The organism is Micromonospora yangpuensis (genome assembly GCF_900091615.1).
GTDB classification, from domain to species: domain Bacteria; phylum Actinomycetota; class Actinomycetes; order Mycobacteriales; family Micromonosporaceae; genus Micromonospora; species Micromonospora yangpuensis.
On sequence record NZ_FMIA01000002.1, the window covers coordinates 1,066,041 to 1,091,010 of the forward strand.

The following is a 24,970-nucleotide window of genomic DNA, read 5'->3' on the forward strand; positions in this document are numbered from 1 at the left end:
CACGTCCGGGGTACGGCGGGCCTAGACGATCGTCCAGGTGTCACCGGAGTTGAGCAGGCCGGCGAGCTGCTGGTCGGGCGACTCGGTGACGGTGGCCTTGGCGGCGGTCACCTGCTCCTGCACCACGCTGTCGTAGGTGGGACGCTCGACCGAGCGGAACACCCCGATCGGGGTGTTGCGCAGGTCCAGGCCGGGCAGCCGGGAGAGCGCGAACGCGTACGCCGGGTCGTTGACCGTGGCGTCGTGCACGACGATCTCCTCGGGGCGTACCGAGGCGGTCTCCCGGACCTCCAGGCCGAACCCGCCGGGCGGGTGGACCACGCAGAACTGACCGTCGCGGTCACCTACCTGGCTGTCGGGCAGCCCGGTGGCACCGAAGACGATCGGCTTGCCGTGCTCCAGCCGGATCAGGTAGTCGTCCCGGGTGCCCGGGTCCTTGAGCTGCTCGAACGCGCCGTCGTTGAAGATGTTGCAGTTCTGGTAGATCTCCACGAACGCCGAGCCCTGGTGCTCCGCTGCGGCCCGCAGCACCGACTGGAGGTGCTTGCGGTCGGAGTCGATGGTCCGCCCGACGAAGGTCGCCTCCGCGCCCAGCGCCAGCGACAGCGGGTTGAACGGGGCGTCCGCCGAACCGGTAGGCGTCGATTTGGTGATCTTGCCGACCTCGGAGGTCGGCGAGTACTGCCCCTTGGTCAGCCCGTAGATCCGGTTGTTGAAGAGCAGGATCTTCAGGTTGACGTTCCGGCGCAGCGCGTGGATCAGGTGGTTGCCGCCGATGGAGAGCGCGTCACCGTCGCCGGTGACCACCCAGACCGACAGGTCCGGCCGGGACACCGACAGGCCGGTGGCGATCGCCGGGGCGCGGCCGTGGATCGAGTGCAGCCCGTAGGTGTTCATGTAGTACGGGAAGCGCGACGAGCAGCCGATGCCCGAGACGAAGACGATGTTCTCCCGGGGGATCTTCAGCTCCGGCATGAACTGCTGCACGGCGGCGAGGATGGCGTAGTCACCGCAGCCGGGGCACCAGCGCACCTCCTGGTCGGACTTGAAGTCCTTGGCGGTGAGCTTGAGGGCGACGGGCTCAGACATTCTTCAGGACCTCTTCCAGCATCGTCTCCAGCTCGGCGGCGGTGAAGGGCAGGCCGCGGACCTGGTTGTAGGCGATCGCGTCGACCAGGTAGCGGCCCCGGATGACCTGGGCGAGCTGCCCGAGGTTCATCTCCGGCACCACCACCCGGTCGTAGGAGCGCAGCACCTGCCCGAGGTTGGCCGGCATCGGTGCCAGGTGCCGCAGGTGCGCCTGGGCGACCGACAGGCCCCGCTGACGCAGGCCCCGGCAGGCCGCGCCGATCGGCCCGTACGTCGAGCCCCAACCGAGCACCAGCACCCGGGCGTCGCCGTCCGGGTCCTCCACCTCGATGTCCGGCACCGGGATCGTCTCGATCCGGGTGGCCCGGGTCCGCACCATGAAGTCGTGGTTGGCCGGGTCGTACGAGATGTCACCGGTCTTGTCGGCCTTCTCCAGGCCGCCGATGCGGTGCTCCAGACCCGGGGTGCCCGGCACGGCCCACGGCCGGGCCAGCGTCACCGGGTCACGCAGGTACGGCAGGAACGTGCGGCCGTCCTCGTCGTTCGGCGCGGTGGCGAACTCCACCCGCAGGTCGGGCAGGGAGTCCACGTCGGGTAGCAGCCACGGCTCGGAGCCGTTGGCCACGTAGTTGTCCGACAGCAGGAGCACCGGCGTGCGGTAGGTCAACGCGATCCGGGCCGCCTCCAGGGCGGCGTGGAAGCAGTCCGAGGGGGACTTCGGGGCGATCACCGCGACCGGGGCCTCGCCGTGCCGGCCGTACAGGGCCATGTTGAGGTCGGCCTGCTCGGTCTTGGTCGGCATGCCGGTGGACGGCCCGGCCCGCTGCACGTCCACGATGACCAGGGGCAGCTCCAGGGCCACCGCCAGGGAGATGGTCTCGCTCTTGAGCGCGACCCCGGGACCGCTGGTGGTGGTGATGCCCAGCGCGCCGCCGTACGACGCGCCGAGCGCCGCCCCGACGGCCGCGATCTCGTCCTCGGCCTGCATGGTCACCACGCCGAGCTTCTTGTGCTTGCTCAGCTCGTGCAGGATGTCCGAGGCCGGGGTGATCGGGTACGCGCCGAGGAAGACCGGCAGCCCGGAGCGGACCCCGGCGGCGACCAGGCCGAGCGAGAGCGCGGCGTTGCCGGTGATGTTGCGGTACGTGCCGGGCTGCATCTTCGCCGGCTTGACCTCGTAGCGGACCGCGAAGTCCTCAGTGGTCTCGCCGAAGTTCCAGCCGGCCCGGAAGGCCGCGATGTTCGCCGCGACCAGCTCGGGGCGCTTGGCGAACTTGCGCTCCAGGAACCGGATGGTCGACTCGTAGGGCCGGGAGTACATCCAGGAGAGCAGGCCGAGGGCGAACATGTTCTTGGCCCGTTCGGCGTCCTTCTTGGCCACCGACAGCTCGGCCAGCGCGCCGACCGTCATCGAGGTCAACGCCACCGGGTGCACCGCGTACCCGGCGAGGGAGTCGTCGTCCAGCGGGTTGCTGGCGTAGCCCACCTTGGCCAGGTTGCGCTTGGTGAACTCGTCGGTGTTGACGATGATGTCCGCGCCCCGGGGCAGGTCGGCCAGGTTGGCCTTGAGCGCCGCCGGGTTCATCGCCACCAGCACGTTCGGCGAGTCGCCGGGGGTGAGGATGTCGTAGTCGGCGAAGTGCACCTGGAAACTCGACACGCCCGGCAGGGTGCCGGCGGGTGCCCGGATCTCCGCGGGGAAGTTGGGCAGTGTGGAGATGTCGTTGCCGAGCTGCGCCGTCTCCGAGGTGAACCGGTCGCCGGTCAGCTGCATGCCGTCGCCGGAGTCACCGGCGAACCGGATGACCACCCGGTCCAGTTGACGGATCTGCTTGGTCACGCCTGCACCTCGCTTCGCTGTGCGCGGTCCCCCGGGCGGCTGAACTTGATGGTGACCTCGCCTTGCCCGGCCACGTGACCTCCTCGACGCCCCGCTGTGCCGGCCCGCCCGTGGCTGACCGGCCCGCTGTGGTTTTCCTCCTCGGAGAGCGTACGTCCCGCGACGGGTCCGCAACCGGTGGAGGTCCGCCGACTGGGACTGGTAAGCAGAAGTTTTACTGCTGTTTTGCCAGGTTTCGGGGCCCTCGGCGTAATTCAGATCACCACTCGCAGTTGGTCATTTCGGCCCGGCCCGGCCCGGCTCAGCCCAGGCGGGTCGGCCCAGGCGGGTCGGCTCGCCTCGGCCGGCGGTGGCTGGTCGGGACCGCCTGGCTCCGGGGAGGCGACGGCGACCCCGGTGCCTTGGGAAGCCGCCGTCGCCTCGTCCGGAGCCAACACCACGTCACCAGCGGCTCCGTGACCATGGGATGGAGCCTCATTATTCGAATAGTTCCCGCCGGGCGGTAGTCCCGTCGGAAACAAATGCGTAACGTGTTCGGGACGGCTGCACTCCGCGGCCGGTAGGCTGACCCACCGTGACCGGTCATCTCGGCTCGTACGCCACGTTGGGGTTGCTCCTGATCGCCAGCGTGGTCTTCTTCGTGGTGGCGTTCACGGCCAACCGGGTGCTCCGCCCCGCCCGCCCGGCCGACCCACCCGCCAAGCGGGCCAGCTACGAGTGCGGGCTCGATCCGGTCGGGGCGGACTGGGCACAGATGCAGATCCGCTACTTTGTCTACGCGTACCTGTACGTGCTGTTCGCGGTGGAGGCGGTGTTCCTCTTCCCCTGGGCGGTGGTCTTCGACCGGCCCGGCTTCGGCCTGGTCACCGTCGCCGAGATGGCCGTCTTCGTCGGCGTCCTGGCGCTCGGCATCCTCTACGCCTGGCGCAAGGACATCCTGCGCTGGACCTGAGGTGGCTCAGGCCAGCCCGCGCCGGGTGAGCGTCGGCGGCCGGTCGCCCCGGATCGAGGCCACCATGTCCAGCACCCGCCGGGTGGGCCGTACCTGGTGGGCCCGGAACACCCGGGCGCCCAGCCAGGCCGAGACGGCGGTCGCGGCGAGGGTGCCCTCCAGCCGTTCGGTCACCGGCAGGTCCAGCGTCTCGCCGACGAAGTCCTTGTTCGACAGGGCCACCAGCAGCGGCCAGCCGGTGCCGGCGAGCTCGCCCAGCCGACGGGTGATCTCCAGCGAGTGCCGGGTGTTCTTGCCGAAGTCGTGCGCCGGATCGATCAGGATCCCGTCGGGGCGTACCCCGAGGGCGACCGCGCGCTCGGCGAGCCCGGTCACCGTGGCCACCACGTCGGCCACCACGTCGTCGAAGGCGGCGCGGTGCGGCCGGGTACGGGGGGCGAGCCCGCCGGCGTGCGAGCAGACCAGCCCGGCGCCGGTCTCGGCGGCCACCCGGGCCAGCGCGGGGTCGGCGCCCGACCAGGTGTCGTTGAGCAGGTCGGCCCCGGCGGCCACGGCCTCCACCGCGACCTCGGCCCGCCAGGTGTCGATCGAGATGACCACCTCGGGGAAGGCGGCCCGCACCGTGGCGATGGTCCGTACCGTGCGCCGGATCTCCTCGGCCACGTCTACCTCGGCACCCGGGCCGGCCTTCACCCCGCCGATGTCGATGATCTCCGCGCCCTCGGCCACCGCCTGCTCCACCGCGCGCAGCGCATTCTGCGCCGCGTACGTCGCGCCCCGGTCGAAGAACGAGTCCGGGGTGCGGTTGACGATCGCCATCACCACCAGCTCACCGGGGGCGAAGGTCCGCCCACCCAACCGGAGCGCCTCGGCCATGCCCGCCTCCTGATCTCGGTACCACCGGGCCGGAGGTGCCGCCGGCCGCCGCCGACGCTAGCCGGTGCGCCACCGCCGGTCGCGCGTCGGGCGGGACAAAGATCCGGATCCATCGGCAGGGAGGGCTCGCCCCCGGCGGGTCGGCATGCCACGATCTGTCCATGGGTCAGGTACTCCTGCTGTTGGTCGTGGCGTTGACCGTCGCGGCGGTGGTGTTCGGCGTGACGGTGCTGGTCTCCGGTCGGGACCCCGGCCTGGTGCCGGTCGAGCCGGACGGTCGGTCGGCGCCGTTGCCGGGATCCCGGCCGCTGCGCGAGTCCGATGTGGGTGCGGTCCGCTTCGACACCGCGTTGCGTGGGTACCGGATGGCCCAGGTCGACGAGGCGCTGCGCCGGGCGGCCTACGACATCGGGTACAAGTCCGAACTGGTCGAGGTGCTGGAGGCGGAGATCACCGCATTACGAGAGGGACGGGTCGCCGACGCCGACGCGTTGCGCCTCACCCGGGACCGGGCGCTCATCGCCGCCACCCGTCCGGCCGGCTCCGACACCCCGACCTCCGAGGAGCCCGGCCCGGACGCCCCGACTTCCGCGCCCGGGCCCGCCGCGGCCCAAGCGCCCGAGACCGCCGGGGCTGCCGGCGGGGCCGAGCCGTCGGCTCCGACCGCCACCGAGCCACCGGCGACCGGCCCGGTCCGCTCCGACCTGGCCGCCCGGCCGGAGCCGGCGTGACCGGGACCCCGTCCGGCGACGACGGGCAGTCCGGGGCCGCGGACGGGTTCCGCGAGGCGGCCCGGCCCGGTGCCGGTGAGGTGACCGCCACGGTGATCGTCGACGCGCCGGCCGCGCGGGTCTTCGCCGCGCTCACCGCCTGGGAACGGCAGTCGGAGTGGATCCCGTTCACCACGGTCCGGGTGGTCGAGGGCGACGGCGGCGAGGGGAGCCTGGTCGAGGCGGTCACCGCGATCGGCCCGGCCGTGGTCCGGGACGAGATGCGGGTGGTCCGGGTGGACGCGCCGTACGAGGTGGGCGTGGTGCACTGCGGCAAGCTGCTGCGGGGCCCCGGCGTGCTGCGGTGCACCCCGTTGGCCGAGGACCGTACCCAGGTGGTCTGGCACGAGTGGTTCCACCTGCCGGGTGGCACGGCCGGTCGGGTCGCCTGGCCGGTGCTCTGGCCCGGCTCGAAGGTCAGCCTGACCCAGGCGTTGCGGAAGTTCGGCCGGCTGGTGGAGCAGGGCCTGCTGCCCTGAGCCGTGGGCGGGTCGTGGTGCTGTCGGTGGGTTGGCCTAGCGTGTAACCGTGAGCGACCTGGTGATCGGTGCCGACGGGCTGGCCCGCTGCGGTTGGGGGGCGAGCACCCCGGACTACGCGGTCTACCACGACCAGGAGTGGGGCCGGCCGCTGCGCGGCGACGACGCGCTGTTCGAGCGGATGACCCTGGAGGCGTTCCAGTCCGGGCTCTCCTGGCTGACCATCCTGCGGAAGCGGCCGGCGTTCCGGCTCGCCTTCGACGACTTCCACCTCGCCACGGTCGCCGGTTACGACGAGTCCGACGTGACCCGGTTGCTGGGCGACGCCGGGATCGTCCGCAACCGCGCCAAGATCACTGCGGCGATCGGCAACGCCCGGGCCGCGCTGGAGGTGCCGGAGGGCCTGTCCGCGCTGCTCTGGTCCTTCGCTCCGCCGCCCCGACCGGCCCGACCCGGCACGTTCGCCGACGTTCCGGCCCTCACCGGGGAGTCCACCGCGTTGGCCAAGGCGCTCAAGAAGCGCGGCTTCCGGTTCGTCGGGCCGACCACCGCGTACGCCCTGATGCAGGCCACCGGCATGGTCGACGACCACCTCGCGGGCTGCCATGTCGCAGCCGGTGCCGACGACGTGATGGGATTGACGGCATGACGCAGACCGACCACCGTGGCAACGGCCGGCACCGGGCGGCCGAGGACATCGGCGGCGCCTGGGCGGTGCTGCTCCCCGCCGACCGGCTCGACGCGGAACGCCTGGTGCACCACGACACGCTGGAGCTGTCCGGCCCGGACGGCACCGCCCGACCCGGCCCCGGTGAACCGGTGGCGGTGCTTGTCGACTCCCCGCCCCGCCTGGTGGCGCTGGGCCGGGTCGCCACCCCCACCGACCAGCGCCGGGAGGATCCGGACGATCCCCAGTCGGAGCCGAGCCCGGCGTCGCTGGTGGTCCGGTACACCCGCCGGGCCTTCGACGAGCCGCTCCCGGTCGACGGGGTGACGATCGACGGGCCGGTCAGCGCACTGGCCACCGCCACCTGGCAGGAGTGGGCCGACCGGCTCGGCCCGCCACCGCAGCGGCGCACCTGGCTGGTCAGCCTGGATCTGCCGATCGAGGCCGGCTCACCGGCGGAGGCGGTCCGGCTCTTCTGGTCCTACGTGCAGGAGCTCGGCCCACGGGAGCTGCCCGCCTTCGTCTCGCCCTCCGGTGACGAGCTGGCCATGCAGGCATTCGTGCTGGGGGCGGAGGCCAACCAGGACCCGGAGGAGGAGGACTGACCTCCCCGGGTTTGCCTCGCCGGGATCCGGGCAGACCGCCTCGGCAAGGGGTCTGGCCGGGGTAGGGGAGGGCTGATGCGGTTCCAGGACAGGGTGGCCTTCATCACCGGTGGTGCCTCCGGTCTCGGCGCGGCCGCCGCGCGGCGCTTCGCCGCCGAGGGGGCCCGGGTGGTCATCGCCGACATCAACGCCGAGGGCGCCGAGCGGGTCGCCGACGAGCTGCCGGACGCGTTCGCGGTCACCGTCGACACCAGCGAGGCCGCCTCGGTGGAGCAGGGCATCGCGGACGCGATGCAGCGGTACGGCCGGATCGATGTGATCTTCAACAACGCCGGTATCGACGGCAAGCAGCAGCCGCTGCACGAGATGGACGTGGAGAACTGGGAACGCGTCCGCAAGATCAACGGCGACGGCGTCTTCTACGTGCTGAAGTACGGCATCGAGGCGATGCTGCGGGGCGGCGGCGGGTCGATCGTCAACACCTCGTCGACGACCGGCCTGGCCGCCCAGGAGAACATCTCCCCGTACACCTTCAGCAAGGCCGGCATCGTCGGCCTGACCCGTTCCGCCGCCATCGAGTACGCGGCGCGCAACATCCGGGTGAACGCGGTGGCCCCGACGGTGGTGTTGACCCCGCTGGTGGAGAACTTCATAGACACCGCGCCGGACCCGGCGCAGATGCGGCAGCGGATGGAGTCCTTCAACCCCAAGCCGGGGCTGCCCACCCCGGACGACGTCGCCGGCGTGGTGGCCTTCCTCGCCTCCGACGACGCCGCCTGGATCACCGGGCACACCATCCCCGTCGACGGCGGCTACGTGGCCCGCTGACGCCCTCAGCGGCCCTCGAAGACCGGCTTCTGCTTGTTGACGAAGGCGAAGGTGGCCGCCCGGTGGTCGGCGGTGGCCCCGCAGATCGCCTGTGCCTGCGCCTCGGCGGCCAGCGCGTCGGCGAGGGTGCCGGCGGCGGCCACGGAGAGCTGCCGCTTGATCGCCCCGTACGCCACCGTCGGGCCGGCGGCCAGTCGCGCGGCCAGCTCCTGCGCGGTGGGCAGCACCTGCTCGTCGTCGTCGAGCAGGGTGTTCAGCAGCCCCATCTGGTGGGCCCGGGTGGCCGACACCGGCTCGGCGAGCATCAGCAGCTCGACCGCCCTGGCGTGCCCGACCAGCCGGGACAGCGACCAGGACGCGCCGGTGTCGGCGGCCAGTCCGACCCCGGCGAAGGCCATCAGGAAGCGGGTCTTCGGCCCGCCGATGCGGAAGTCGGCAAGCAGGGCCACCGAGGCACCCGCCCCGGCGGCCATCCCGCGTACCGCGGCCACCACCGGCTTGGGCAGGTTGGCCAACCGGGCGGCGATGGGGTTGTAGTGCTGCTGGACCGTGTCCAGCGGGTCGGCGCTGCCCTCCAGCGTCTGCACGTGCTCGCGCAGGTCCTGGCCGGCGCTGAACGCGCCACCGGCACCGGCCAGCACCACCGCCCGGCACGAGCGGTCCTGCTCCAGCTCGGTCAGGGCGTCCCGGAGCGCCTCCTTCAGGGCCACGTCGAACGCGTTCATCGCGTCCGGGCGGTTCATCGTGAGGGTGACGACGGCATCGGTGCGGTCGACGAGCAGCGGCTCGGGCACTGGCTAACGCCCCTTCTGTCGGGTGAGACGGTTGCCGGCGTCGAGGCACTGCTCGACGTACCGGTCGGCGGCCGGCCGCAACCGGTTGGCGTGCCGGTCGAAGAACCTGGCCGCGCTGGTGCCCGGCCACCTGTCGGGCAGCAGCGCCGGTGGCAGCTGCGGGTCCCGGAAAAGGAAGGTACGCCACGCGTGCACCAGCCGGAACCGGGCGGCGTACGCCTGCTCGTCCGGGCTGCGCCCGGTCACCGCGCTGAGCAGGGGGCGTTGCTCGGCGACGAACTGTTCGTACGCCCGGCCGATCTCGACGAGGTCCCAGGCGCGGTGGACCAGGCCCATCGCACCCGACACGCCGCCGTGGTGGGTGGCGGTGAAGCGCTGGCAGGGCACTCCCGCCTCGGCCAGCAGCGCCTCCACCTCCTCGGCGGCCCGGGGGGCCACCCAGGTCTGCTCGTCGAGCGTGCCGTAGCCGAGGAAGGCCAGGTTGGCGGCGAGCCGTTGCCGTTCGCGGCGGCCGGCGGGCAGTTCCAGGATGAGCAGATCGAACCGTTCGTCCCAGCTGATTCGACCGGTCCGGTAGATCCGGGCGGCCGCTTTGTCCAGTCGCCGGGCGGCTTTCGGAGTGATCGAATACCCCGGCCCGGAGGCCAGTCTGGCCGGATCCAACCAGCCCTGGCGCACCATCCGGGACACGGCGGTACGCACCGCCGGGGGAGCTACGCCCAGCGGCGCGAGCAACTTGACCAGGGAAGCGACCGGTGCACAGCCACCCTTGTTCCGGAGATGGTCGCCGTACAGGTCGAAGAGAGCCGACCGTGCCTGCATGACCGCACATTGTGACAGGCCTTTTCAAGATATGCTAGACGCTGTTACATCGTTGCTGTTTCGGTTTGGGTCCGGCGGTGTTCATCAGGGAAAATCGTTGGTCGAAACCCCCGCGAAGGCTGCGGTGGTCATTGCGATAGAGGCTGTGGGGCAACCCACCGACCCTGGTGTAGGTCTGAGGGGAGACAACATGGCGGCGATGAAGCCGCGGACGGGCGACGGTCCGCTGGAAGTCACCAAGGAGGGCCGGGGCATCGTCATGCGGGTCCCGCTGGAGGGTGGTGGCCGGCTCGTCGTCGAGATGACTCCCGACGAGGCCAACGCGCTCGGTGACGCGCTCAAGGCAGCCGCGGGCTGACCGACGGGCGGTCCGGGCGGCGCGCGTCGTGCGGACGGTTCGCCAACCCCTGAGCCACCGGCGACGCCGGTGGCTCAGGGTCTTATCCACCCCTGCCCAGGGGGCGCGGTCCGTGCGTTCCCCGCTCTTTCCTGGAGGTACGGACCAGCGTGCTGGCCTTCCGACTGGTGGCCGAGCCGGAGCGGCTCGACACCCTCGTCCTGCCCGTCCGAGCCGAGTCCGGGTCCCCGACCGGGGCCGAGCAGGCCACCGGCTCGCTCCCGGGCACCGTGCCGGCCCTGACCGACCAGGTACGGGACGAGGTCGTCGCGCTCCTGCCGGCGGCGAAGTTCACCGGTCGGGCCGGCGAGACCCGCGACCACCTGCGCCCGTCGGGGACCCCCGCCCGGTTGCTGCTGCTCGGCACCGGTGCCGGCGACGAGGCGGCCTGGCGGACCGCCGGGGCGGCACTGGCCCGCGCCGCCGCCGCCCAGCCGCACCTCACCGTCGCCACCCCGGCCGACGTCACCCCGGCGGCGGTCCGGGGACTTGTCGAGGGGTTGCTGCTCGGCTCGTACCGGTTCCGCCTCACCGACGCCGGTGAGCGGCCCGCGCTCGCCGACGTCGACATCGTGCTGGCCGACCCGGACGCCTGCACCCGGGACGCCGACGTGGCGCAGATCACTGCCCGGTTCACCAGGTTCGCCCGGGACCTGACCAACACCCCCTCGTCGGTGAAGAACCCGCAGTGGTTCGCCGACCAGGTGGCGGCCGAGGCTGCCAATCGGCCCGACCTGCGACTGCGGGTCCGCGAGCCCGCCGAACTGGCCGCCGAGGGGTTCGGTGGCCTGCTCGCGGTGGGGAGCGGCTCGGCCAGCGGACCCCGGCTGGTCGAGCTGAGCTGGCAACCGGCGGACGCCCGTACCCACGTGGTGCTGGTCGGCAAGGGCATCACCTTCGACACCGGCGGCATCTCGATCAAGCCGGTGCCGGCGATGAAGCTGATGCGCAAGGACATGGCCGGCGGGGCCGCGGTGGTCGCCACCACGCTGGCCGCGGCGCAGCTGCGGCTGCCGGTCCGGATCACCACGCTGGTGCCGCTGGCGGAGAACATGGTCAGTGGCGCGGCGTTCCGCCCCGGCGACGTGGTCCGGCACTACGGCGGCCTGACCAGTGAGACCACCAACTCCGACGCCGAGGGGCGGCTGGTGCTCGCCGACGCCCTGGCGTACGCGGTCGCCGAGCTCGCCCCGGACCTGCTGGTCGACCTGGCCACCCTGACCGGTGCCAACGCGGTCGCGCTGGGCAACCGCACCGGTGCCCTGTACAGCGAGAACGACGAGCTGGCCGGGGCGCTGCTGACGGCGATCGACGCAGCCGGTGAGGCGGCCTGGCGGATGCCGTTGCCGGCGGACTACGTGGAGTACCTGGGCAGCGACCTGGCCGACCTGTACAGCGCACCGACCCAGGGTGGTGGCTCGATCACGGCCGCGCTCTTCCTGCGCGAGTTCACCGGCGACCTGCGGGACCGGTGGGTGCACGTGGACATGTCCGCCCCGTCCTGGGCCGGCGGGGACGACGCCGAGCTGACCAAGGGAGCCACCGGCTGGGGCGTCCGGGGGCTGCTGCGCTGGCTGGCCGCCCTCGACTGAGCCGGGCCGGTCAGCAGCGGACGGCGGCGAGCAGACCGTCTCCGACCGGGAGCAGCGCGGGGATCCAGTGCTCCGACTCCCGGATCGCCTTGATCGTCTCGCGGACGGTGACCGTCTCGGCGTCCCGCGCGGCCGGGTCGCCGAGCCGGCCGCCGGCCAGCGCGCCGTTGAGCACGAGCACGCCGCCCCGGCGCAGCAGCCGCAACGCGGCCTCCACGCAGGCGCTGAACCCGGTCGCCTCGGCGTCGACGAAGACCAGGTCGTAGGCGCCGTCGGCGAGCCGGGGGAGCACGTCCAGGGCCCGCCCGGTGATGATCCGGGTACGGCCGGACGGGAAACCCGCCTCGGTGAAGATCCGCCGGGCGATCCGCTGGTGCTCGATCTCCAGGTCGATCGTGGTCAGCACCCCCTCGGTACGCATGCCGCGCAGCAACCAGACGCCGCTGACCCCGGTGCCGGTGCCGATCTCCACCACCGCACGGGCGCTGCCCGCCGCGGCCAGCAGGCGCAGAGCCGCCCCGGCACCCGGGGTCACCGCGTCGACCCCCACCTCCTGGGCGAGGCGGCGGGCGGTCCGCAGCACGAGGTCCTCGGTGACGTACGACTCAGCGAGCTGGACGGCCTGGGTCGTCGTACTGCCGGGATTGGCGGCCATGGTGACGGGGCACCTCCGGGCGGCGGGAGTGGTTCGGGGGCGGGCTGGCGCTATGAGCCTAGAGGCGGGTGCCACACCGCGCAGCCGCGGCGGTCCCCGACGACAACCGCTGACCCCACCCGGCACATCCGTGCAATCCTGGAAGCGGTACCCCGCCGGCCGCGACCGGACCGGCCCGTGGCGGGACGCAGGGCGGGGGACCGGGGACGGACTGGGAGGCACCAACGTGACCGACGGCTGGGACTGGCGCCAGCCCGGGGGAACTCCGGCACCGGCGCGACAGCCGGACGCCCGGGTCTCGCCGGCAGGGCCGCCGATGGCACCGTCGCCGGGCGGTACGCCGTCGCCCTGGTGGTCCGACGCCCTCGCCGATCCGTGGCGGGATCCGGCCGCACCGACCGCCGTGGTGGTGCGGACCCCGGGCGACACCGGGGCCGAGCCGGAGCCGGTGACCGATCCGGACGCCCCGGGCCGCCCCACGCTGCGTCAGCTGCTGCTGATCCCGCTGATCACCGCGCTGCTCGCGGGCACCCTGGGCGGTGCCCTCGGGTACGCCTTCGCGGTCCGCGGCGGTGCCGGTGCCGGCACGGTGCTCGGTGCCGGTTCCGCCGAGCCGCCCGCGCTGGCCCAGCGCCGGCCGGAGTCGCTGGCCGGGGTCGCCGAACGGGTCCTGCCCAGCGTGGTCACCGTCCGGGTGAACGGCCTCGGCGGGACGAGCGAGGGCTCCGGTTTCATCGTCAGCGCCGACGGCCACGTGATCACCAACGACCACGTGGTGGCCGGCGGCACCGGCCGGGCCTCGGTGATCTTCCACGACGGCACGTCGGCCCAGGCCACCCTGGTCGGGCAGGACCCGGAGTCGGACATCGCGGTGATCAAGGTGTCGCGTACCGGCCTGCGGCCGGTGGAGTTCGGCGACTCCGACGCGCTCGCCGTCGGTGACCCGGTGCTCGCCATGGGCTCGCCGCTCTCCCTGGCCAACACGGTCACCGCCGGCATCATCAGCGCCCTGGACCGGACGATGCAGGCCGGTGAGCCGGGTGGCCCGGTGCGGTACTACGCGGCGATCCAGACCGACGCCGCGGTCAACCACGGCAACTCCGGCGGCCCGCTGGTCGACGGTGCGGGCCGGGTCATCGGGGTGAACTCGACGATCAAGTCCCTGGTCGCCGAGGGGCAGGAGGCGGGCAACATCGGTCTGGCCTTCGCCATCCCGATCAACCAGGCGAAGCGGGTCACCCAGGACATCATCGGCACCGGCAAGGCCCGCCGTACGGTGATCGGCGCCCAGGTCGGTGGCCCGGGACAGACCAACGACGAGGGCGTACGCCTGGCGGCGGTGGAGCCGTCCGGCCCGGCGGCCGGTGCGGGGCTGCGTTCGGGCGACGTGATCCTGAGGCTCGCCGGACGGCCGATGACCGAGCCGACGGATCTGATCGCCCTGGTCCGCAAGTTCGCCCCCGGCTCGGTGGTGACGGTGGAGTACCGGCGGGGCGCCAACCAGCAGAACGCCTCGGTCACCCTTGCGGCGGATGTGAAGTGAGCACCGTTCACCCCCTCCCCGACCTGCCTGTCACGTGCGTAGGCTGGTCCTGACGCCGAGGAGGAGGCCGAGCAGTGTTCGACAACCTGAACTGGTGGGAGATCGGTGCGCTGCTGCTGCTGGCGCTGCTGATCTTCGGTGACCGGCTGCCGGCGGTGATCAGCGACGGCCTGCGGATGGTGCGCAACCTGCGTGACATGGCCCGCAACGCCACCACCGACCTGAGCAAGGAGTTGGGCACCGACATCCAGCTGGAGGATCTGCACCCGAAGGCGTTCATCCGCAAGCACCTGCTCAGCGAGGAGGACGAGCAGGCGATCCGGAAGCCGTTGCAGGGCGTCTACGACAACCTGCGGGCGGACGTCACCGGCGTGCACAACGAGCTGAAGGAGGTGGCCGCCAGCGTCGACCCGCGCTCGGGTGGCAAGGCAGCCGCCGCCTCGGGTGCTGCCGCTGCCGCCTCTGGTGCCGCCGCTGCCTCGGGTGCCGCTGCCTCTGGTGCCGTCGCCGCGTCGACCACCACCGCGCCCGCCCCGGCCCCGGCACCTCGGACCCCCCGCTACGACGACGTCACCTGAGCACCCTGGACGCGACCGGCGCCCGGCGGTCCTCGCCGGGCGCCCGCGCCGGCGGGTAACCCAGCCAGGCAGGTAAGAAGGGGCTCCCTCTCGACCGGATGTGTCGAGAGGGAGCCCCTTCTCAGCGCTGGAGGCGGCGGGTGCGTCGTCGGTCAGCGGCCGGCCGGCTTGAGGCCGAGCGGCTTGCCGAGCAGCGACTCACGCCGGACGGCGAGCCGGTCGGCGACCTCGCCGAGGGCACGGGCCGCCGGGGACTCCGGCGCGGCCAGCACGATCGGGTTGCCCGCGTCGCCGGCTTCCCGGACCCGGGTGTCGAGCGGCACCTGGCCCAGCAGCGGCACCTGCGCCCCGATGGTCCGGCTCAACGACTCGGCCACGGTCTGGCCGCCACCGCTGCCGAAGATCTCCATCCGGGAGCCGTCCGGCAACTCCAGCCAGGACATGTTCTCGATCACACCGACCACCCGCTGGTGGGTCTGCAGGGCGATCGCACCGGCCCGTTCGGCCACCTCGGCGGCGGCCGTCTGCGGGGTGGTGACCAGCAGGATCTCCGAGTTCGGCAGGAGCTGCGCGAGCGAGATCGCCACGTCGCCGGTGCCCGGCGGCAGGTCGAGCAGGAGCACGTCCAGGTCGCCCCAGTAGACGTCGGCGAGGAACTGCTGCAACGCCCGGTGCAGCATCGGGCCGCGCCACACCACGGCGGCGTTGCCGGAGGTGAACATGCCGATCGAGATCACCTTCACGCCGTGCGACTGCGGCGGCATGATCATGTCTTCGACGCGGGTCGGGCGACCGTCCGCGCCGAGCATCCGGGGCACCGAGTGCCCGTAGATGTCGGCGTCGACCACGCCCACGGAGAGCCCCCGGGCGGCCAGGGCGGCGGCCAGGTTGACCGTCACGCTGGACTTGCCGACGCCGCCCTTGCCGCTGGCGACCGCGTACACCCGGGTCCGGGAGCCGGGCTGGGCGAACGGGATGACCGGCTCCTCGGTGGCGCCGCCGCCGCGCAGCTTCGCCTGCAGGCCCTGACGCTGCTCCGGGCTCATCACCCCGAACTCGATCTGGACCCCGGCCACGCCGGGCACCGCGGCCAGGGCCGCGGTGATGTCGTTGCGCAGTTTGTCCTTCAACGGGCAACCAGCCACGGTGAGCAGCAGTTCGACCCGGACCACACCGTCCTCGCCGAGCTCGGCGGAGCGGACCATGCCGAGGTCGGTGATGGGCCGGCGGATCTCCGGATCGTCGACGGTGGCCAGGGCGGCCTGGATGGCGTCCGCGACGGTGCTGACGGGTGCTGACATGCCGGCAATGCTACGTCGCCGGCGGTGGTCAGTCGGTGTCCAGGTCGTCCTGGGGCTCTGCGAGGGGATCCTGGGCCGGGCGGTGGGGGACCCGGGTCGGCTGCCGGCGCTCCAGTCGCTGGCGGCGCTGGTTGGCCTCGTCCAACTCCTCGGCCAGCCGGGCCAGCTCCGAACGGAGGAAGTCCCGGGTGGCCACCTCACCCAGGGCGATCCGCAGCGCGGCGACCTCCCGGGCGAGGTACTCGGTGTCGGCCTTCTGCATGGTCGCCCGCCGCCGGTCCTCCTCCAGCGCCACCCGGTCCCGGTCGGTCTGCCGGTTCTGCGCCAACAGGATCAACGGCGCGGCGTACGAGGCCTGCAGGGAGAGCACCAGGGTCAGGAAGGTGAACGTGTACGGGTCGAAGCGCAGGTCCGCAGGCGCCAGCGTGTTCCAGAGGAACCAGACGGCGATCACCACCGTCATGTAGACGATGAAGTTCGCCGTGCCCATGCCCCGGGCGATCCCCTCCGACCAGCGGCCGAAGGCCTCCGGGTCGAACCTGGGCAGCTTGACGCCCCGGGGCTCGCGCGGCTGGTCGAGCCGCCCCACCCGGCGTTGCTCAGCCATGGGTGCCGTCCAGCACCGGGCCGGTGGTGGCCGGGGCGTCCCGGTCCCGCCAGTCCCTGGGCAGCGAGTGGTCCAGTACGTCGTCGACGGTCACCGCACCCACCAGCCGGTTGTTCTGGTCGATCACCGGCATGGCCACCAGGTCGTAGGTGGCCATCCGGCGGATGATCTCCGGCAGGCCGGTGGCGGGACGCAGCGGATCGATGTCGTTGACCACCACCCCGCCCAGCAGGTCCGCCGGCGGCTCCCGCAGCAACGCCTGGAAGTGCACCATGCCCAGGTACCGCCCGGTCGGGGTGGCCAGTGGCGGGCGGGTCACGAAGACCTGCGCGGCCACGGCGGGGGAGAGCTGCGGCTCCCGGATCCGGGCCAGCGCCTCGGCCACCGTGGCGTCCGGGGGCAGCACCACCGGCTCCGAGGTCATCACGCTGCCGGCCGTACCGGGGGTGTACTTGAGCAGTTGCCGCACCGGGTCGGCCTCACCCGGGCGCATCAGGTCGAGCAGCACGTCCTGCTCCGGCGGGGGCAGCTCGTTGAGCAGGTCGGCGGCGTCGTCCGGGTCCATCTCCTCCAGGACGTCGGCGGCCCGTTCCCGGTCCAGGGCGGCGAGGATCTCCACCTGGTCACGCTCCGGCAGCTCGCTGAGCACGTCGGCGAGGCGTTCGTCGTCCAGCGCGGCGGCCACCTCGTTGCGGCGGCCGTCGGGGAGGTCCTGCAGGGCGTTGGCCAGGTCCGCCGGGCGCATGTCCGCCAGCACCGCGAGCAGGTTGGCCGTCCCCCGGGCGTCGGCGATGCCGGTCAGGCCCCGGACCTTCTCCCACTCGACCTGGTGCAGGTGCCCACGGCGACTGAGCCGGCCGGTCTGCTCGCGTACGGCGACCCGGGTCAGGAACCACTCGTCGCTGCGGTGGTGCTCCATCGCCACGTCGACCACGGTGCCGGCCTGCCCGCCGGGGTCGAGCTGCACCCGCCGGTCCAGCAGCTCCTGCAGGACGAGCAGCTCGTTCGGGCGTTTCTCGAAGCGGCGCAGGTTGAGGGTGCCGCTGCCGAGGACGACCGCGTCGACGTCGATCGAGGTGATCCGGTTGAGGGAGAGGAAGATCCGTCGCCGCATCGGCATCTCGGCGACCAGACCGACCACCTCCGGCGACGCCTCGGCGGGGCGCAGCCGGGCCACCGCGTCACGGACCCGGCCCACCTGGTCACCGTTGGGATCGAAAACGGCCACTCCGGCGAGCCGCGCCAGATAGACCCGGTTCGGCGTACTCACGGGCACCAGCCTAAGCGCCTAGTGTTTGACAGCATGTCGACCCTGGCCTACGAGATCGTGGACGTCTTCACCGACCGGCCCTTCGCCGGCAACCCCCTGGCCGTGGTGTTCGGTGCCGAAGGGCTCGGCACGGCACAGATGCAGGCCCTCGCGCTGGAGTTCAACCTCTCCGAGACGGTGTTCGTGCTGCCCGCCACCCAGGCGGGCGTCACCTACCGGGCGCGCATCTTCACGCCTACGGTGGAGCTGCCCTTCGCCGGACACCCGAGCGTCGGCGCGGCGGTCACCGCCAGCCGTCGGGGGCTCTTCGGGGCGGGGCAGGTCACCCAGGAGTGCGGCGCCGGGGTGTTGCCGGTCGAGGTGACCGGGACCGCCGCCACCCTGACCGGGGGCACCCCCACGCTCGGTCCCGAGCTGGACGCGGAGCAGCTGCTGGAGATGGCCGGGCTCGACCCCGACGACCACGTCGGCCCGGCACCCCGGGTGGCCGGGTGCGGGCTGGAGTTCCCGTATCTCCCGGTCCACCCGGAGGCGGTGGCCCGGGCGCGGGTGAACGCGGCGGCGGCGCAACGGTACGGCGTGGAGCACGTCAGCGTCTTCTCCTGGAACGCCGACACGCAAACCGCGCACGCCCGGGTCTTCGTGCCGGGCATCGGCGTACCGGAGGACCCGGCGACCGGCTCGGCCGCCCTCGGCCTCGGCGTCTGGTTGGTGGCCAGCGGCCTGTTGCCCGGCGACGGCCGCTCGGAGTACACGATCCGGCAGGGCGTCGAGATGAGCCGGCCCTCCCTGCTGGCCTGTACGGTCACCGCCGCCGGCGGCACCGCCCTCGGGGCCACCGTCACCGGCCAGGTGGTCCCGATCGCCCGAGGCGAGATCACCATCCCCCCCTTCCTCGGCTGAGGTGTAAGGAAGGGCCCCCTGTTAACGCTTCCGGTAGAGCGGGGCACCCCTCTCACCGGTGCCAGGGGGTGTTGAGCGTGGGGTGCCGCCACACCAGCCCGGTGGGGCAGGATGGACGGGTGACTGACGAGGTGGACGGGCGCACCACGACCCCGCTTGTCGACGAGGCGATGAAGAAGGCCGCCATGGCCTGGGTCAGTGTGGCCGACGGGCCGGCCCGCGCGCTCTGGTGCGTACCCCTGGAGGCCGCGCTCTTCGTGGTCAGCGGCCCGGGGGAGCAGTCCGCCCCCGGGCTGGCCGAGGCGGAGCAGGCCCAGGTCACCCTCCGCGGTGACCACGGCGGACGGATCGTGACCTGGCCGGCCCGGGTGCAGCGGGTGCACCCGGACACCGAGGCCTGGGAGAACGCCGCCCCGCTGGTGGCCGCGAAGCGGTTGAACGCCCCCGGCGCCGCCGCCGACCTGGTCCGTCGGTGGGCGGACGAGGGATGCGCGCTGGTCCGGCTGGTACCGGCCGGCGAGCCGGTCAGCGGCGACGGGCTGCCGGCCGGATCGCTGGCCGAACCGCCCCGGCCCGCCCCGGTGCTGCGGGCCACCCGCCGGCCGTTCCGCCTACACCGGGTCCGCCGCCGCTGACCGTAGCGGCACCGCCGCGGGCTGCCAGGCAGCTGACCCGCCGGTACGGGGGAAGGCCGGTAGCTGGACGGTCACCGCCGGTGGCGTGTGAGGATTGCTCTCCGTGCCCCACCCTCAGCACCGCCCACCGCTGGATCCGGTCACCACCGGAGCCCTCGTCCTCGCCATCGTCGCGGTCTCCTCGTCGGGTGCGCTGGTCGCGTTCGCCGCCGCCTCGGCGCTGGCCGTGGCGTTCTGGCGGAACCTGCTCTCGCTGGCCGTGCTGGGCCCGTTCTCGTTGGCCCGGCGTCGCTCCGAGTTCCGTACCCTGGTCAGCCAGGCCGGCCGCCGGGAGGGCTGGTACTGCGTACTCTCCGGGGTGGCGCTGGCCGCCCACTTCGCCACCTGGATGCCGAGCGTGCAGCTCACCTCGGTGGCCACCGCCACCGCGATGGTCGCCACCCAGCCGGTGTGGCAGGGAGTGATCGCCCGGGCCCAGGGCCGGCGGCTGCCCGCGCTGGTCTGGGCCGGCATCGGGCTGGCCGTGGCCGGCGCGGTGCTCGTCTCCGGTGCCGACTTCGCCGTCTCCGGCCGGGCGTTCGCCGGTGACCTGCTGGCGGTGGCCGGTGGCCTGTTCGCGGCGGTCTACACCGCGCTCGGCGAACGGGCCCGGGTCAGCATCAGCACCGCCACCTACACCACCATCTGCTACGGCGTGTGTGCGGTGATCCTGCTGGTCGTCTGCCTGGTCGGTCGGGTGCCGCTGACCGGCTTCGACGCCGCTACCTGGGCCGCGATCCTCGCGCTGGTGGTCGGGGCCCAACTGCTCGGGCACTCGATGTTCAACTACGCGCTCCGGCGGGTCTCCGCGACCACGATCAGTGTGCTGATCCTGCTGGAGGTGCCGGGAGCGGCTTTGATCGCCTGGGTCTGGCTGGACCAGCTGCCCCAGCCGCTCGCCCTGCCCGGACTGGCGCTGCTGCTGGCCGGCGTCGCGGTGGTGGTGGTCGGTGGTGCGCGGGCCGGCCGGGGGGTCAAGCCGGTGCCGGTACCGGCCGACCCCGCCCCGCTCGGGGACTGAGGGCGAGACGGGCCGGCGCGGCCGGGTGATTCTGTCGGGGGCTGCGGTTACCTTCCGGAGATGGCATATGACTTCCAGGTGGTGCTGGACGCGGCGGAGCCGCATCCGCTCGCCGACTGGTGGGCCGAGACGCTCGGCTGGCAGGTGGAGCCCTCGGACGAGGCGTTCATCCGGCGGATGATCGACCAGGGTTGGGCCACGGAGGAAGACACCACCACCCACAATGGCGTGCTGGTCTGGCGGGTCGGCGCGGCGATCCGCCATCCGGAGTCCGGGCTCCGGGTGCTCTTCCAGCAGGTTCCCGAGCCCAAGTCGGTGAAGAACCGGATGCACCTCGACGTGCGGGTGGGCCCGGACGGGACGGAGGCCGAGGTGGCCCGGTTGACCGGGCGGGGCGCGACCTTCCTGCACCGGGGGCAGCAGGGTCCACACTCCTGGGTGACCCTCGCCGATCCGGAGGGCAACGAGTTCTGCGTGGTCTGAGGGTTCAGGCCACGGTCCCGGTCGTACGACAGCCGGCGGTGATCAGTCGCCAGGGGTGAGCCCGACGGCCCGGGCGCTGGCCGTCCAGAGCCGGGCAGCCAGTGCCGGGTCGGTCGCCTTGCCGAAGGCCCGGTGCCGGCGCCGGTTGTAGTGGTAGCCGCCGTTGGTCAACCGGGACGGATCCTGGGTGGCCAGCCAGATTAGGGTCTCCGCCCCCCGCTCCGGGCTGCGGAACGGCATGATCCGCATGCCGAGGGCGACCAGCGGGCTGTCCGACCCGAACCGGGTCCGCACCACCCCCGGATGAAAGGAGTACGCCGGCACGTCCGGCCACCGTCGGGCCGCCTCGGCGGCGAAGAGGATGTTCGCCTGCTTGCTGGTGCCGTACGCGCGCATCGGCCGGTACCGGCGCAGCGCGGCGTTGAGGTCGTCGGGGTCCAGGGTGCCGCTGCGGTGTGCCCCGGAGGCGGTGACCACCAGCCGTCCGATCCGGTCGGCCAGCAGGTTGCTGAGCAGGAACGGAGCCAGGTGGTTGGCCTGGATGGAAAGCTCGAAACCGTCGACGGTGCGCACCGGCTGCAGCACGATGGCCCCGGCGTTGTTGGCCAGCACGTCGATCCGTTGGTACGCCTCCCGCAGCCGCTGCGCGAGACCGCGTACGTCGTCGAGGACGGCGAAGTCGGCCCGGAACAGCTCCGGTCGAATCCCGGCTGCCTCCCGGACCTGCTCCCCGGCGGAGCGTAACCGGGCCGGGTCCCGCCCGACCATCGCCACCTGGTCACCTCGCCTGGCCAGGGCGACTGCGGCGGCCAGTCCGATGCCGGAGCTGGCCCCGGTCACCACCACGATTCGGCGTCCAGTGAGATCTTCCACAGGTCCGTTCACCCCGGTCATGGCGCGAGGCTACCGGGTTGCGGGCCAGTGCTCCGCCCTTCGGGTCGGGGGTGAAGGTCCGCGTGGGAGGGCTGCCAGGCCCGAGCATGTGTGTTGGGCCGGGTGGGGTCGCCGCCAAGGGCCGCGCCGCCGGGATGAGCCGCACCTCGTCCTTCACCCCGCCGGTTTGAACTGCCCGCCGGCCTGAACCGCCCGTTGGTTCGGGCCGCCGGTTGGTTCGGGCCGCCGGTTGGTTCGGGCCGCCGGTTGGTTCGGGCCGCCGGTTGGTTCGGGCCGCCCGCCGGGCCGGGGTGGGGCACCCGGCCCGGGCGGCGTGAACCGCTGTGCTCAGGGTGCGGTGCTGGTCGTCGAGATGACCGCGAAGGCGATGATCGCGATGTAGGCGATGACCCCCAGGATCACCAGCCCGGTGAGGATCCAGCCGACGATGATGGCGGCCTTCGCCATGCTCTCGCCGCCCTCACCGGTCTGCCGGATCTGACTCAGGCTGACGTGACCGAGGATCGCGCCGACCGGTGCGGTGATGCAGGTCATCACGCCGACCAGGGAGAGGATCATCGCCGCGAGCGCCATACCGTTGGTCCGGGGTGCCGGCGGGTAGCCGTAGCCAGGCCCGGCCGGGTACGGAGTCGGGTACGGCTGCGGGCCGCCGTACGGCATCGGCGCGTACGGGTCCTTGCCGATCGCCTGGTTCGGCGCGTAGGGGTCCGCGTTGACCGACTGGTCGATGAAGGGCTGGCCGCTGGCGGGCAGGGTCGGATCGACCGGTGGCGTGGACTGGGGTGCCGGCTCCGGTGGCGACCCGGTCGGGTCGGGCCAGTTGCCCGGGGGTGGGGGGTTCGTCATCAGCTCTCTCCGTCAGGTCCGGGGTGCGCCGTCAGGGTAGCCAGCGCCACCCAGAACCCGGAGTCCGCCACCACCGGGTGCCGCGTTGCCCGCGCCGCGCCGACCGGGCAGGATCGCGGCATGGCATTTGACGCGCGAGCTGCGGATCGTTCCGGCAGTCGACCGAGACGGGACGCGAGCCGCCCCGGGTTCGCCCGGCGCACCCGGGGCGGGACCCCGACCGGCACCCCGGGGCACGACGAACCGGTGGCGCTGCCGGAGCCGGTTACCCTACGGCTCGACGGGAAGGTCGCCCTGGTCACCGGGGCGGGCAGCCCGGACGGCATCGGGTACGCCACCGCCCGCCGCCTGGCCGACCTCGGCGCCCGGGTCGCCATCGTCTCCACCACCCGGCGGATCCACGAACGGGCCGGCGAACTCGGGGTGACCGGTTTCGTCGCCGACCTGACCGACGAGTCGGAGGTGGGTGCGCTCGCCGACGCGGTGACCGAACAGCTCGGCGACGTGGAGGTGCTGGTCAACAACGCCGGCCTGGCCAGTCGGGCCAGTCCGGAGGTGCTGCGTCCGGTCGCCCAGCTCAGTTACGACGAGTGGCGCGGCGAGATCGACCGGAACCTGAACACCGCGTTCCTCTGCAGCCGCGCGTTCATCAACGGGATGGCCGAGCGTGGTTGGGGGCGGATCGTCAACCTGGCGGCCACCGCCGGTCCGGTCAACGCGTTGCCCACCGAGTCGGCGTACGCGGCGGCCAAGGCGGGGGTGGTCGGGCTGACCCGGGCGCTGGCGATGGAGATGATCGCCGACGGAGTCACCGTCAACGCGGTCGCCCCGGGGACGATCCACACCGCCGCCTCCACCATGGCCGAGATCAAGCAGGGGCTCGGCACCCCGGTCGGCCGGCCGGGCATGCCGGACGAGGTGGCCGCGGCGATCACCTTCCTCTGTTCACCGGCGGCGTCGTACATCACCGGCCAGATGCTGGTGGTCGACGGCGGCAACAGCGTCCGCGAGGCGCAGTTCCGCTGAGACCGTCGTCGCCGGTCGGGCACCTCAGCGGTACGAGCCGGTGCCGCTGTCGGTGCCTGCCCAGATCACCAGGGCGATCCAGCCGACGCACCCGAGCACGTACAGCGCGGTGAAGACGTAGCTGAGGATCAGCCCCCAGCTGGCCAACTGCTCGCCGTCCTCACCGGTTCGCCGGATTTGTCGCTTGGCCACGTGACCGAGGACGATCCCGGCCGGAGCGAACACGAAGGCGAAGACCAACGACAGGATGGCGGGCACGTTCGTGCCCCTGTTCGCCCCCGCTCCCGGGGGCGGTCCGTACTGGCCGTACGGCGCCTGCGGCGGGTAGGCCGACTGCTGCTGCCCCCACTGCTGCGGCCCGCCCCACTGCGGCCCCGACCCGGCGCCAGCCCGGCCCGGCTCGGCCCACTGCGACGGCGGCTCGCCGCCGGGGCGACCAGGCTGCTCGTACGGCGATGGTGGCTGCTCGTACGACGACGCAGGCTGCTCGTACGGCGATGGTGGCTGGTCCGAGGCCGGGTGCCACGGGTCGGGCTGATCGGACGACGGTGGTTGGCTCACGCCTCTCGCCCTCCTCGACGCGTAGTGACCTCCCCCCGCGGACGTTACCGCCAGCCCGGTAAGGAAGGGCCCCTTCTTATCGCTTTCGGTGTAGGAAGGGCCCCTGCTTAACGCACCCCGCTCGTTGATCGACTCGGTTGAGCTGTAATGGCGGTGTCAACCGGCCCACGACACCGCCATTACAGCCCAACCGAGTCGATCATCAGTGACACCGCCATTACGGGCGGATCGGCGGTCAGCGGTCAGCGGTCAGCCGAGGCGGGTCAACCCGCCGGCGGCGCGTTCGACGATGAGGCAGCGGTCCTCGACGTAGTCGATGCCGGCCTCCTCGGCGATCTGCCGGGCCGGCGGCGACACGATCCCGAGTTGCAACCAGACCGCCGGGGTGCCGATCGCCACCGCCGCCCGGACCACCTCGACGGCGTCGGTGGCCGGTCGGAACACGTTGACCAGGTCGACCGGGTACGGGATGTCGGCCAGCGACGCGTACGCCTGCTCACCGAACAACTCGTCGACCGAGGGGTTGACCGGGATGATCCGCCAGCCGTACCGCTGCATTTCCGCCGGCACCCGGTGTGCGGCCTTGCCGGGATCCCGGGAGGCGCCCACCACGGCGATCACAGCGGCGTCGGCGAGGATCTGCTGAGCGGTACGCATCCCGCGACTGTACCGCCGGCCTACTCCGCCGTCCGCTTGCTCAACCCGCCGAGTGCCGGCATACCTCGACCCCGCCGAGTGCCGGATACCTCGACCCCGCCGGTCCCGGCCCATCGCCGGTCCCAGCCCATCCGCCGGTCCCAGCCCGGGGCCCACCACGCCGGGCTCAGCCCATCACGCGGGCGCAGCCATCACGCGGGCGCAGCCCATCACGCGGGGCGCAGCCCATCACGCGGGGCG

General features: G+C 72.7%; 28 protein-coding genes. 15 read left to right on the forward strand and 13 right to left on the reverse strand.

What is annotated here, in order from left to right:
- Positions 1-21: 21 nt before the first annotated feature.
- Positions 22-1,089: a 2-oxoacid:ferredoxin oxidoreductase subunit beta gene (locus GA0070617_RS05105; protein ID WP_091434429.1), complete on the reverse strand. Its 1,068-nt coding sequence runs from the start codon at positions 1,087-1,089 to the stop codon at positions 22-24.
- The gene (locus GA0070617_RS05110) at positions 1,082-2,929 is read right to left on the reverse strand and encodes a 2-oxoacid:acceptor oxidoreductase subunit alpha (RefSeq protein WP_091434431.1); all 1,848 of its coding nucleotides are present in this window, start codon (positions 2,927-2,929) and stop codon (positions 1,082-1,084) included. The genes GA0070617_RS05105 and GA0070617_RS05110 overlap by 8 nt, the downstream gene beginning before the upstream one ends.
- Positions 2,930-3,503: 574 nt before the next feature.
- Between GA0070617_RS05110 and GA0070617_RS05115 the strand changes: the two genes are divergently transcribed.
- Entirely contained in the window at positions 3,504-3,881 is a 378-nt protein-coding gene (locus GA0070617_RS05115; RefSeq protein ID WP_091434434.1) for an NADH-quinone oxidoreductase subunit A, read from the forward strand.
- A gap of 6 nt (positions 3,882-3,887) precedes the next feature.
- Here GA0070617_RS05115 and folP read toward each other — a convergent pair whose 3' ends face one another.
- Positions 3,888-4,757 carry a dihydropteroate synthase gene (gene folP / locus GA0070617_RS05120; protein WP_091434436.1) on the reverse strand — a complete coding sequence of 290 codons (870 nt, stop codon included), beginning with the start codon at positions 4,755-4,757 and terminating at the stop codon, positions 3,888-3,890.
- 161 nt (positions 4,758-4,918) lie between these two features.
- On the opposite strand from folP, the gene GA0070617_RS05125 reads away from it, so the two are divergent.
- The 5 genes from GA0070617_RS05125 (at position 4,919) to GA0070617_RS05145 (ending at position 8,106) form a co-directional block, all read left to right on the forward strand.
- Positions 4,919-5,488 (forward strand): DivIVA domain-containing protein, encoded by a 570-nt coding sequence (locus GA0070617_RS05125; RefSeq protein WP_091434440.1) that lies wholly within the window; start codon positions 4,919-4,921, stop codon positions 5,486-5,488.
- Positions 5,485-6,006 (forward strand): SRPBCC family protein, encoded by a 522-nt coding sequence (locus GA0070617_RS05130; RefSeq protein WP_091434443.1) that lies wholly within the window; start codon positions 5,485-5,487, stop codon positions 6,004-6,006. The genes GA0070617_RS05125 and GA0070617_RS05130 overlap by 4 nt, the downstream gene beginning before the upstream one ends.
- Before the next feature lie 49 nt (positions 6,007-6,055).
- Entirely contained in the window at positions 6,056-6,655 is a 600-nt protein-coding gene (locus tag GA0070617_RS05135; RefSeq protein ID WP_091434445.1) for a DNA-3-methyladenine glycosylase I, read from the forward strand.
- Entirely contained in the window at positions 6,652-7,278 is a 627-nt protein-coding gene (locus tag GA0070617_RS05140; RefSeq protein ID WP_091434447.1) for a hypothetical protein, read from the forward strand. The genes GA0070617_RS05135 and GA0070617_RS05140 overlap by 4 nt, the downstream gene beginning before the upstream one ends.
- Before the next feature lie 75 nt (positions 7,279-7,353).
- Positions 7,354-8,106: an SDR family NAD(P)-dependent oxidoreductase gene (locus GA0070617_RS05145; RefSeq protein WP_091434449.1), complete on the forward strand. Its 753-nt coding sequence runs from the start codon at positions 7,354-7,356 to the stop codon at positions 8,104-8,106.
- 5 nt (positions 8,107-8,111) lie between these two features.
- Here GA0070617_RS05145 and GA0070617_RS05150 read toward each other — a convergent pair whose 3' ends face one another.
- Together GA0070617_RS05150 and GA0070617_RS05155 are read right to left on the reverse strand one after the other, a co-directional pair.
- Positions 8,112-8,900 (reverse strand): enoyl-CoA hydratase-related protein, encoded by a 789-nt coding sequence (locus GA0070617_RS05150; RefSeq protein ID WP_091434452.1) that lies wholly within the window; start codon positions 8,898-8,900, stop codon positions 8,112-8,114.
- 3 nt (positions 8,901-8,903) lie between these two features.
- Positions 8,904-9,722, reverse strand: a complete 819-nt coding sequence (locus tag GA0070617_RS05155) for a PaaX family transcriptional regulator (protein ID WP_091434454.1) — start codon at positions 9,720-9,722, stop codon at positions 8,904-8,906.
- Positions 9,723-9,912: 190 nt separating this feature from the next.
- On the opposite strand from GA0070617_RS05155, the gene GA0070617_RS05160 reads away from it, so the two are divergent.
- Positions 9,913-10,080 (forward strand): DUF3117 domain-containing protein, encoded by a 168-nt coding sequence (locus GA0070617_RS05160; protein ID WP_007455245.1) that lies wholly within the window; start codon positions 9,913-9,915, stop codon positions 10,078-10,080.
- A gap of 149 nt (positions 10,081-10,229) precedes the next feature.
- Positions 10,230-11,711, forward strand: coding sequence for a leucyl aminopeptidase family protein (locus tag GA0070617_RS05165; RefSeq protein WP_091434456.1), 1,482 nt, complete (start codon positions 10,230-10,232; stop codon positions 11,709-11,711).
- 10 nt (positions 11,712-11,721) lie between these two features.
- Here GA0070617_RS05165 and GA0070617_RS05170 read toward each other — a convergent pair whose 3' ends face one another.
- Positions 11,722-12,366 (reverse strand): O-methyltransferase, encoded by a 645-nt coding sequence (locus GA0070617_RS05170; protein WP_091434458.1) that lies wholly within the window; start codon positions 12,364-12,366, stop codon positions 11,722-11,724.
- 211 nt (positions 12,367-12,577) lie between these two features.
- Between GA0070617_RS05170 and GA0070617_RS05175 the strand changes: the two genes are divergently transcribed.
- Both GA0070617_RS05175 and GA0070617_RS05180 read left to right on the forward strand, forming a co-directional pair.
- Positions 12,578-13,909, forward strand: coding sequence for a trypsin-like peptidase domain-containing protein (locus GA0070617_RS05175; protein ID WP_175440731.1), 1,332 nt, complete (start codon positions 12,578-12,580; stop codon positions 13,907-13,909).
- A gap of 74 nt (positions 13,910-13,983) precedes the next feature.
- Positions 13,984-14,487, forward strand: coding sequence for a twin-arginine translocase TatA/TatE family subunit (locus GA0070617_RS05180; RefSeq protein WP_091434460.1), 504 nt, complete (start codon positions 13,984-13,986; stop codon positions 14,485-14,487).
- A gap of 152 nt (positions 14,488-14,639) precedes the next feature.
- Here GA0070617_RS05180 and GA0070617_RS05185 read toward each other — a convergent pair whose 3' ends face one another.
- From GA0070617_RS05185 to GA0070617_RS05195, 3 genes are read right to left on the reverse strand one after another with little or no spacing between them, the layout of a single operon-like run.
- Complete coding sequence (locus GA0070617_RS05185) at positions 14,640-15,788, reverse strand: Mrp/NBP35 family ATP-binding protein (protein ID WP_091434462.1); 1,149 nt, start codon at positions 15,786-15,788, stop codon at positions 14,640-14,642.
- Between the two features lie 28 nt (positions 15,789-15,816).
- Entirely contained in the window at positions 15,817-16,395 is a 579-nt protein-coding gene (locus tag GA0070617_RS05190; protein WP_091434464.1) for a DUF1003 domain-containing protein, read from the reverse strand.
- A complete protein-coding gene (locus GA0070617_RS05195) occupies positions 16,388-17,665 on the reverse strand; it encodes a magnesium transporter MgtE N-terminal domain-containing protein (protein WP_091445912.1) in 1,278 nt (425 codons plus the stop codon). The genes GA0070617_RS05190 and GA0070617_RS05195 overlap by 8 nt, the downstream gene beginning before the upstream one ends.
- Before the next feature lie 33 nt (positions 17,666-17,698).
- Between GA0070617_RS05195 and GA0070617_RS05200 the strand changes: the two genes are divergently transcribed.
- The 4 genes from GA0070617_RS05200 (at position 17,699) to GA0070617_RS05215 (ending at position 20,746) form a co-directional block, all read left to right on the forward strand.
- Positions 17,699-18,568: a PhzF family phenazine biosynthesis protein gene (locus tag GA0070617_RS05200; RefSeq protein ID WP_091434466.1), complete on the forward strand. Its 870-nt coding sequence runs from the start codon at positions 17,699-17,701 to the stop codon at positions 18,566-18,568.
- A gap of 170 nt (positions 18,569-18,738) precedes the next feature.
- Positions 18,739-19,203 (forward strand): hypothetical protein, encoded by a 465-nt coding sequence (locus GA0070617_RS05205; protein ID WP_229688183.1) that lies wholly within the window; start codon positions 18,739-18,741, stop codon positions 19,201-19,203.
- A gap of 103 nt (positions 19,204-19,306) precedes the next feature.
- On the forward strand, positions 19,307-20,263 hold the full coding sequence (locus tag GA0070617_RS05210; protein WP_091434470.1) for a DMT family transporter: 957 nt from the start codon (positions 19,307-19,309) through the stop codon (positions 20,261-20,263).
- Between the two features lie 60 nt (positions 20,264-20,323).
- Complete coding sequence (locus tag GA0070617_RS05215; RefSeq protein ID WP_091434473.1) at positions 20,324-20,746, forward strand: VOC family protein; 423 nt, start codon at positions 20,324-20,326, stop codon at positions 20,744-20,746.
- Positions 20,747-20,788: 42 nt separating this feature from the next.
- Here the strand turns inward: GA0070617_RS05215 and GA0070617_RS05220 are convergent, their stop codons facing one another.
- Entirely contained in the window at positions 20,789-21,619 is an 831-nt protein-coding gene (locus tag GA0070617_RS05220) for an SDR family NAD(P)-dependent oxidoreductase (RefSeq protein ID WP_091434475.1), read from the reverse strand.
- A 348-nt stretch (positions 21,620-21,967) separates the two neighbouring features.
- Positions 21,968-22,486 (reverse strand): DUF4190 domain-containing protein, encoded by a 519-nt coding sequence (locus GA0070617_RS05225; RefSeq protein ID WP_091434477.1) that lies wholly within the window; start codon positions 22,484-22,486, stop codon positions 21,968-21,970.
- Positions 22,487-22,606: 120 nt separating this feature from the next.
- Here GA0070617_RS05225 and GA0070617_RS05230 point away from each other — a divergent pair, with 120 nt between their 5' ends.
- Positions 22,607-23,512 carry an SDR family NAD(P)-dependent oxidoreductase gene (locus tag GA0070617_RS05230; protein ID WP_091434480.1) on the forward strand — a complete coding sequence of 302 codons (906 nt, stop codon included), beginning with the start codon at positions 22,607-22,609 and terminating at the stop codon, positions 23,510-23,512.
- A 24-nt stretch (positions 23,513-23,536) separates the two neighbouring features.
- On the opposite strand, the gene GA0070617_RS05235 is transcribed toward GA0070617_RS05230, so the two are convergent.
- Entirely contained in the window at positions 23,537-24,073 is a 537-nt protein-coding gene (locus tag GA0070617_RS05235) for a DUF4190 domain-containing protein (RefSeq protein ID WP_091434483.1), read from the reverse strand.
- Positions 24,074-24,322: 249 nt separating this feature from the next.
- Positions 24,323-24,730: a CoA-binding protein gene (locus tag GA0070617_RS05240; protein ID WP_091434484.1), complete on the reverse strand. Its 408-nt coding sequence runs from the start codon at positions 24,728-24,730 to the stop codon at positions 24,323-24,325.
- Positions 24,731-24,970 lie beyond the last annotated feature (240 nt).

Coding starts and splice junctions, on each gene's coding strand:
- GA0070617_RS05105 (WP_091434429.1), bottom strand. CDS start 1,089: ATGTCTGAGCCCGTCGCCCTCAAGCTCACCGCCAAGGACTTCAAGTCC.
- folP (WP_091434436.1), bottom strand. CDS start 4,757: ATGGCCGAGGCGCTCCGGTTGGGTGGGCGGACCTTCGCCCCCGGTGAG.
- GA0070617_RS05125 (WP_091434440.1), top strand. CDS start 4,919: ATGGGTCAGGTACTCCTGCTGTTGGTCGTGGCGTTGACCGTCGCGGCG.
- GA0070617_RS05140 (WP_091434447.1), top strand. CDS start 6,652: ATGACGCAGACCGACCACCGTGGCAACGGCCGGCACCGGGCGGCCGAG.
- GA0070617_RS05145 (WP_091434449.1), top strand. CDS start 7,354: ATGCGGTTCCAGGACAGGGTGGCCTTCATCACCGGTGGTGCCTCCGGT.
- GA0070617_RS05155 (WP_091434454.1), bottom strand. CDS start 9,722: ATGCAGGCACGGTCGGCTCTCTTCGACCTGTACGGCGACCATCTCCGG.
- GA0070617_RS05160 (WP_007455245.1), top strand. CDS start 9,913: ATGGCGGCGATGAAGCCGCGGACGGGCGACGGTCCGCTGGAAGTCACC.
- GA0070617_RS05170 (WP_091434458.1), bottom strand. CDS start 12,366: ATGGCCGCCAATCCCGGCAGTACGACGACCCAGGCCGTCCAGCTCGCT.
- GA0070617_RS05185 (WP_091434462.1), bottom strand. CDS start 15,788: ATGTCAGCACCCGTCAGCACCGTCGCGGACGCCATCCAGGCCGCCCTG.
- GA0070617_RS05190 (WP_091434464.1), bottom strand. CDS start 16,395: ATGGCTGAGCAACGCCGGGTGGGGCGGCTCGACCAGCCGCGCGAGCCC.
- GA0070617_RS05200 (WP_091434466.1), top strand. CDS start 17,699: ATGTCGACCCTGGCCTACGAGATCGTGGACGTCTTCACCGACCGGCCC.
- GA0070617_RS05205 (WP_229688183.1), top strand. CDS start 18,739: ATGAAGAAGGCCGCCATGGCCTGGGTCAGTGTGGCCGACGGGCCGGCC.
- GA0070617_RS05215 (WP_091434473.1), top strand. CDS start 20,324: ATGGCATATGACTTCCAGGTGGTGCTGGACGCGGCGGAGCCGCATCCG.
- GA0070617_RS05225 (WP_091434477.1), bottom strand. CDS start 22,486: ATGACGAACCCCCCACCCCCGGGCAACTGGCCCGACCCGACCGGGTCG.
- GA0070617_RS05230 (WP_091434480.1), top strand. CDS start 22,607: ATGGCATTTGACGCGCGAGCTGCGGATCGTTCCGGCAGTCGACCGAGA.
- GA0070617_RS05240 (WP_091434484.1), bottom strand. CDS start 24,730: ATGCGTACCGCTCAGCAGATCCTCGCCGACGCCGCTGTGATCGCCGTG.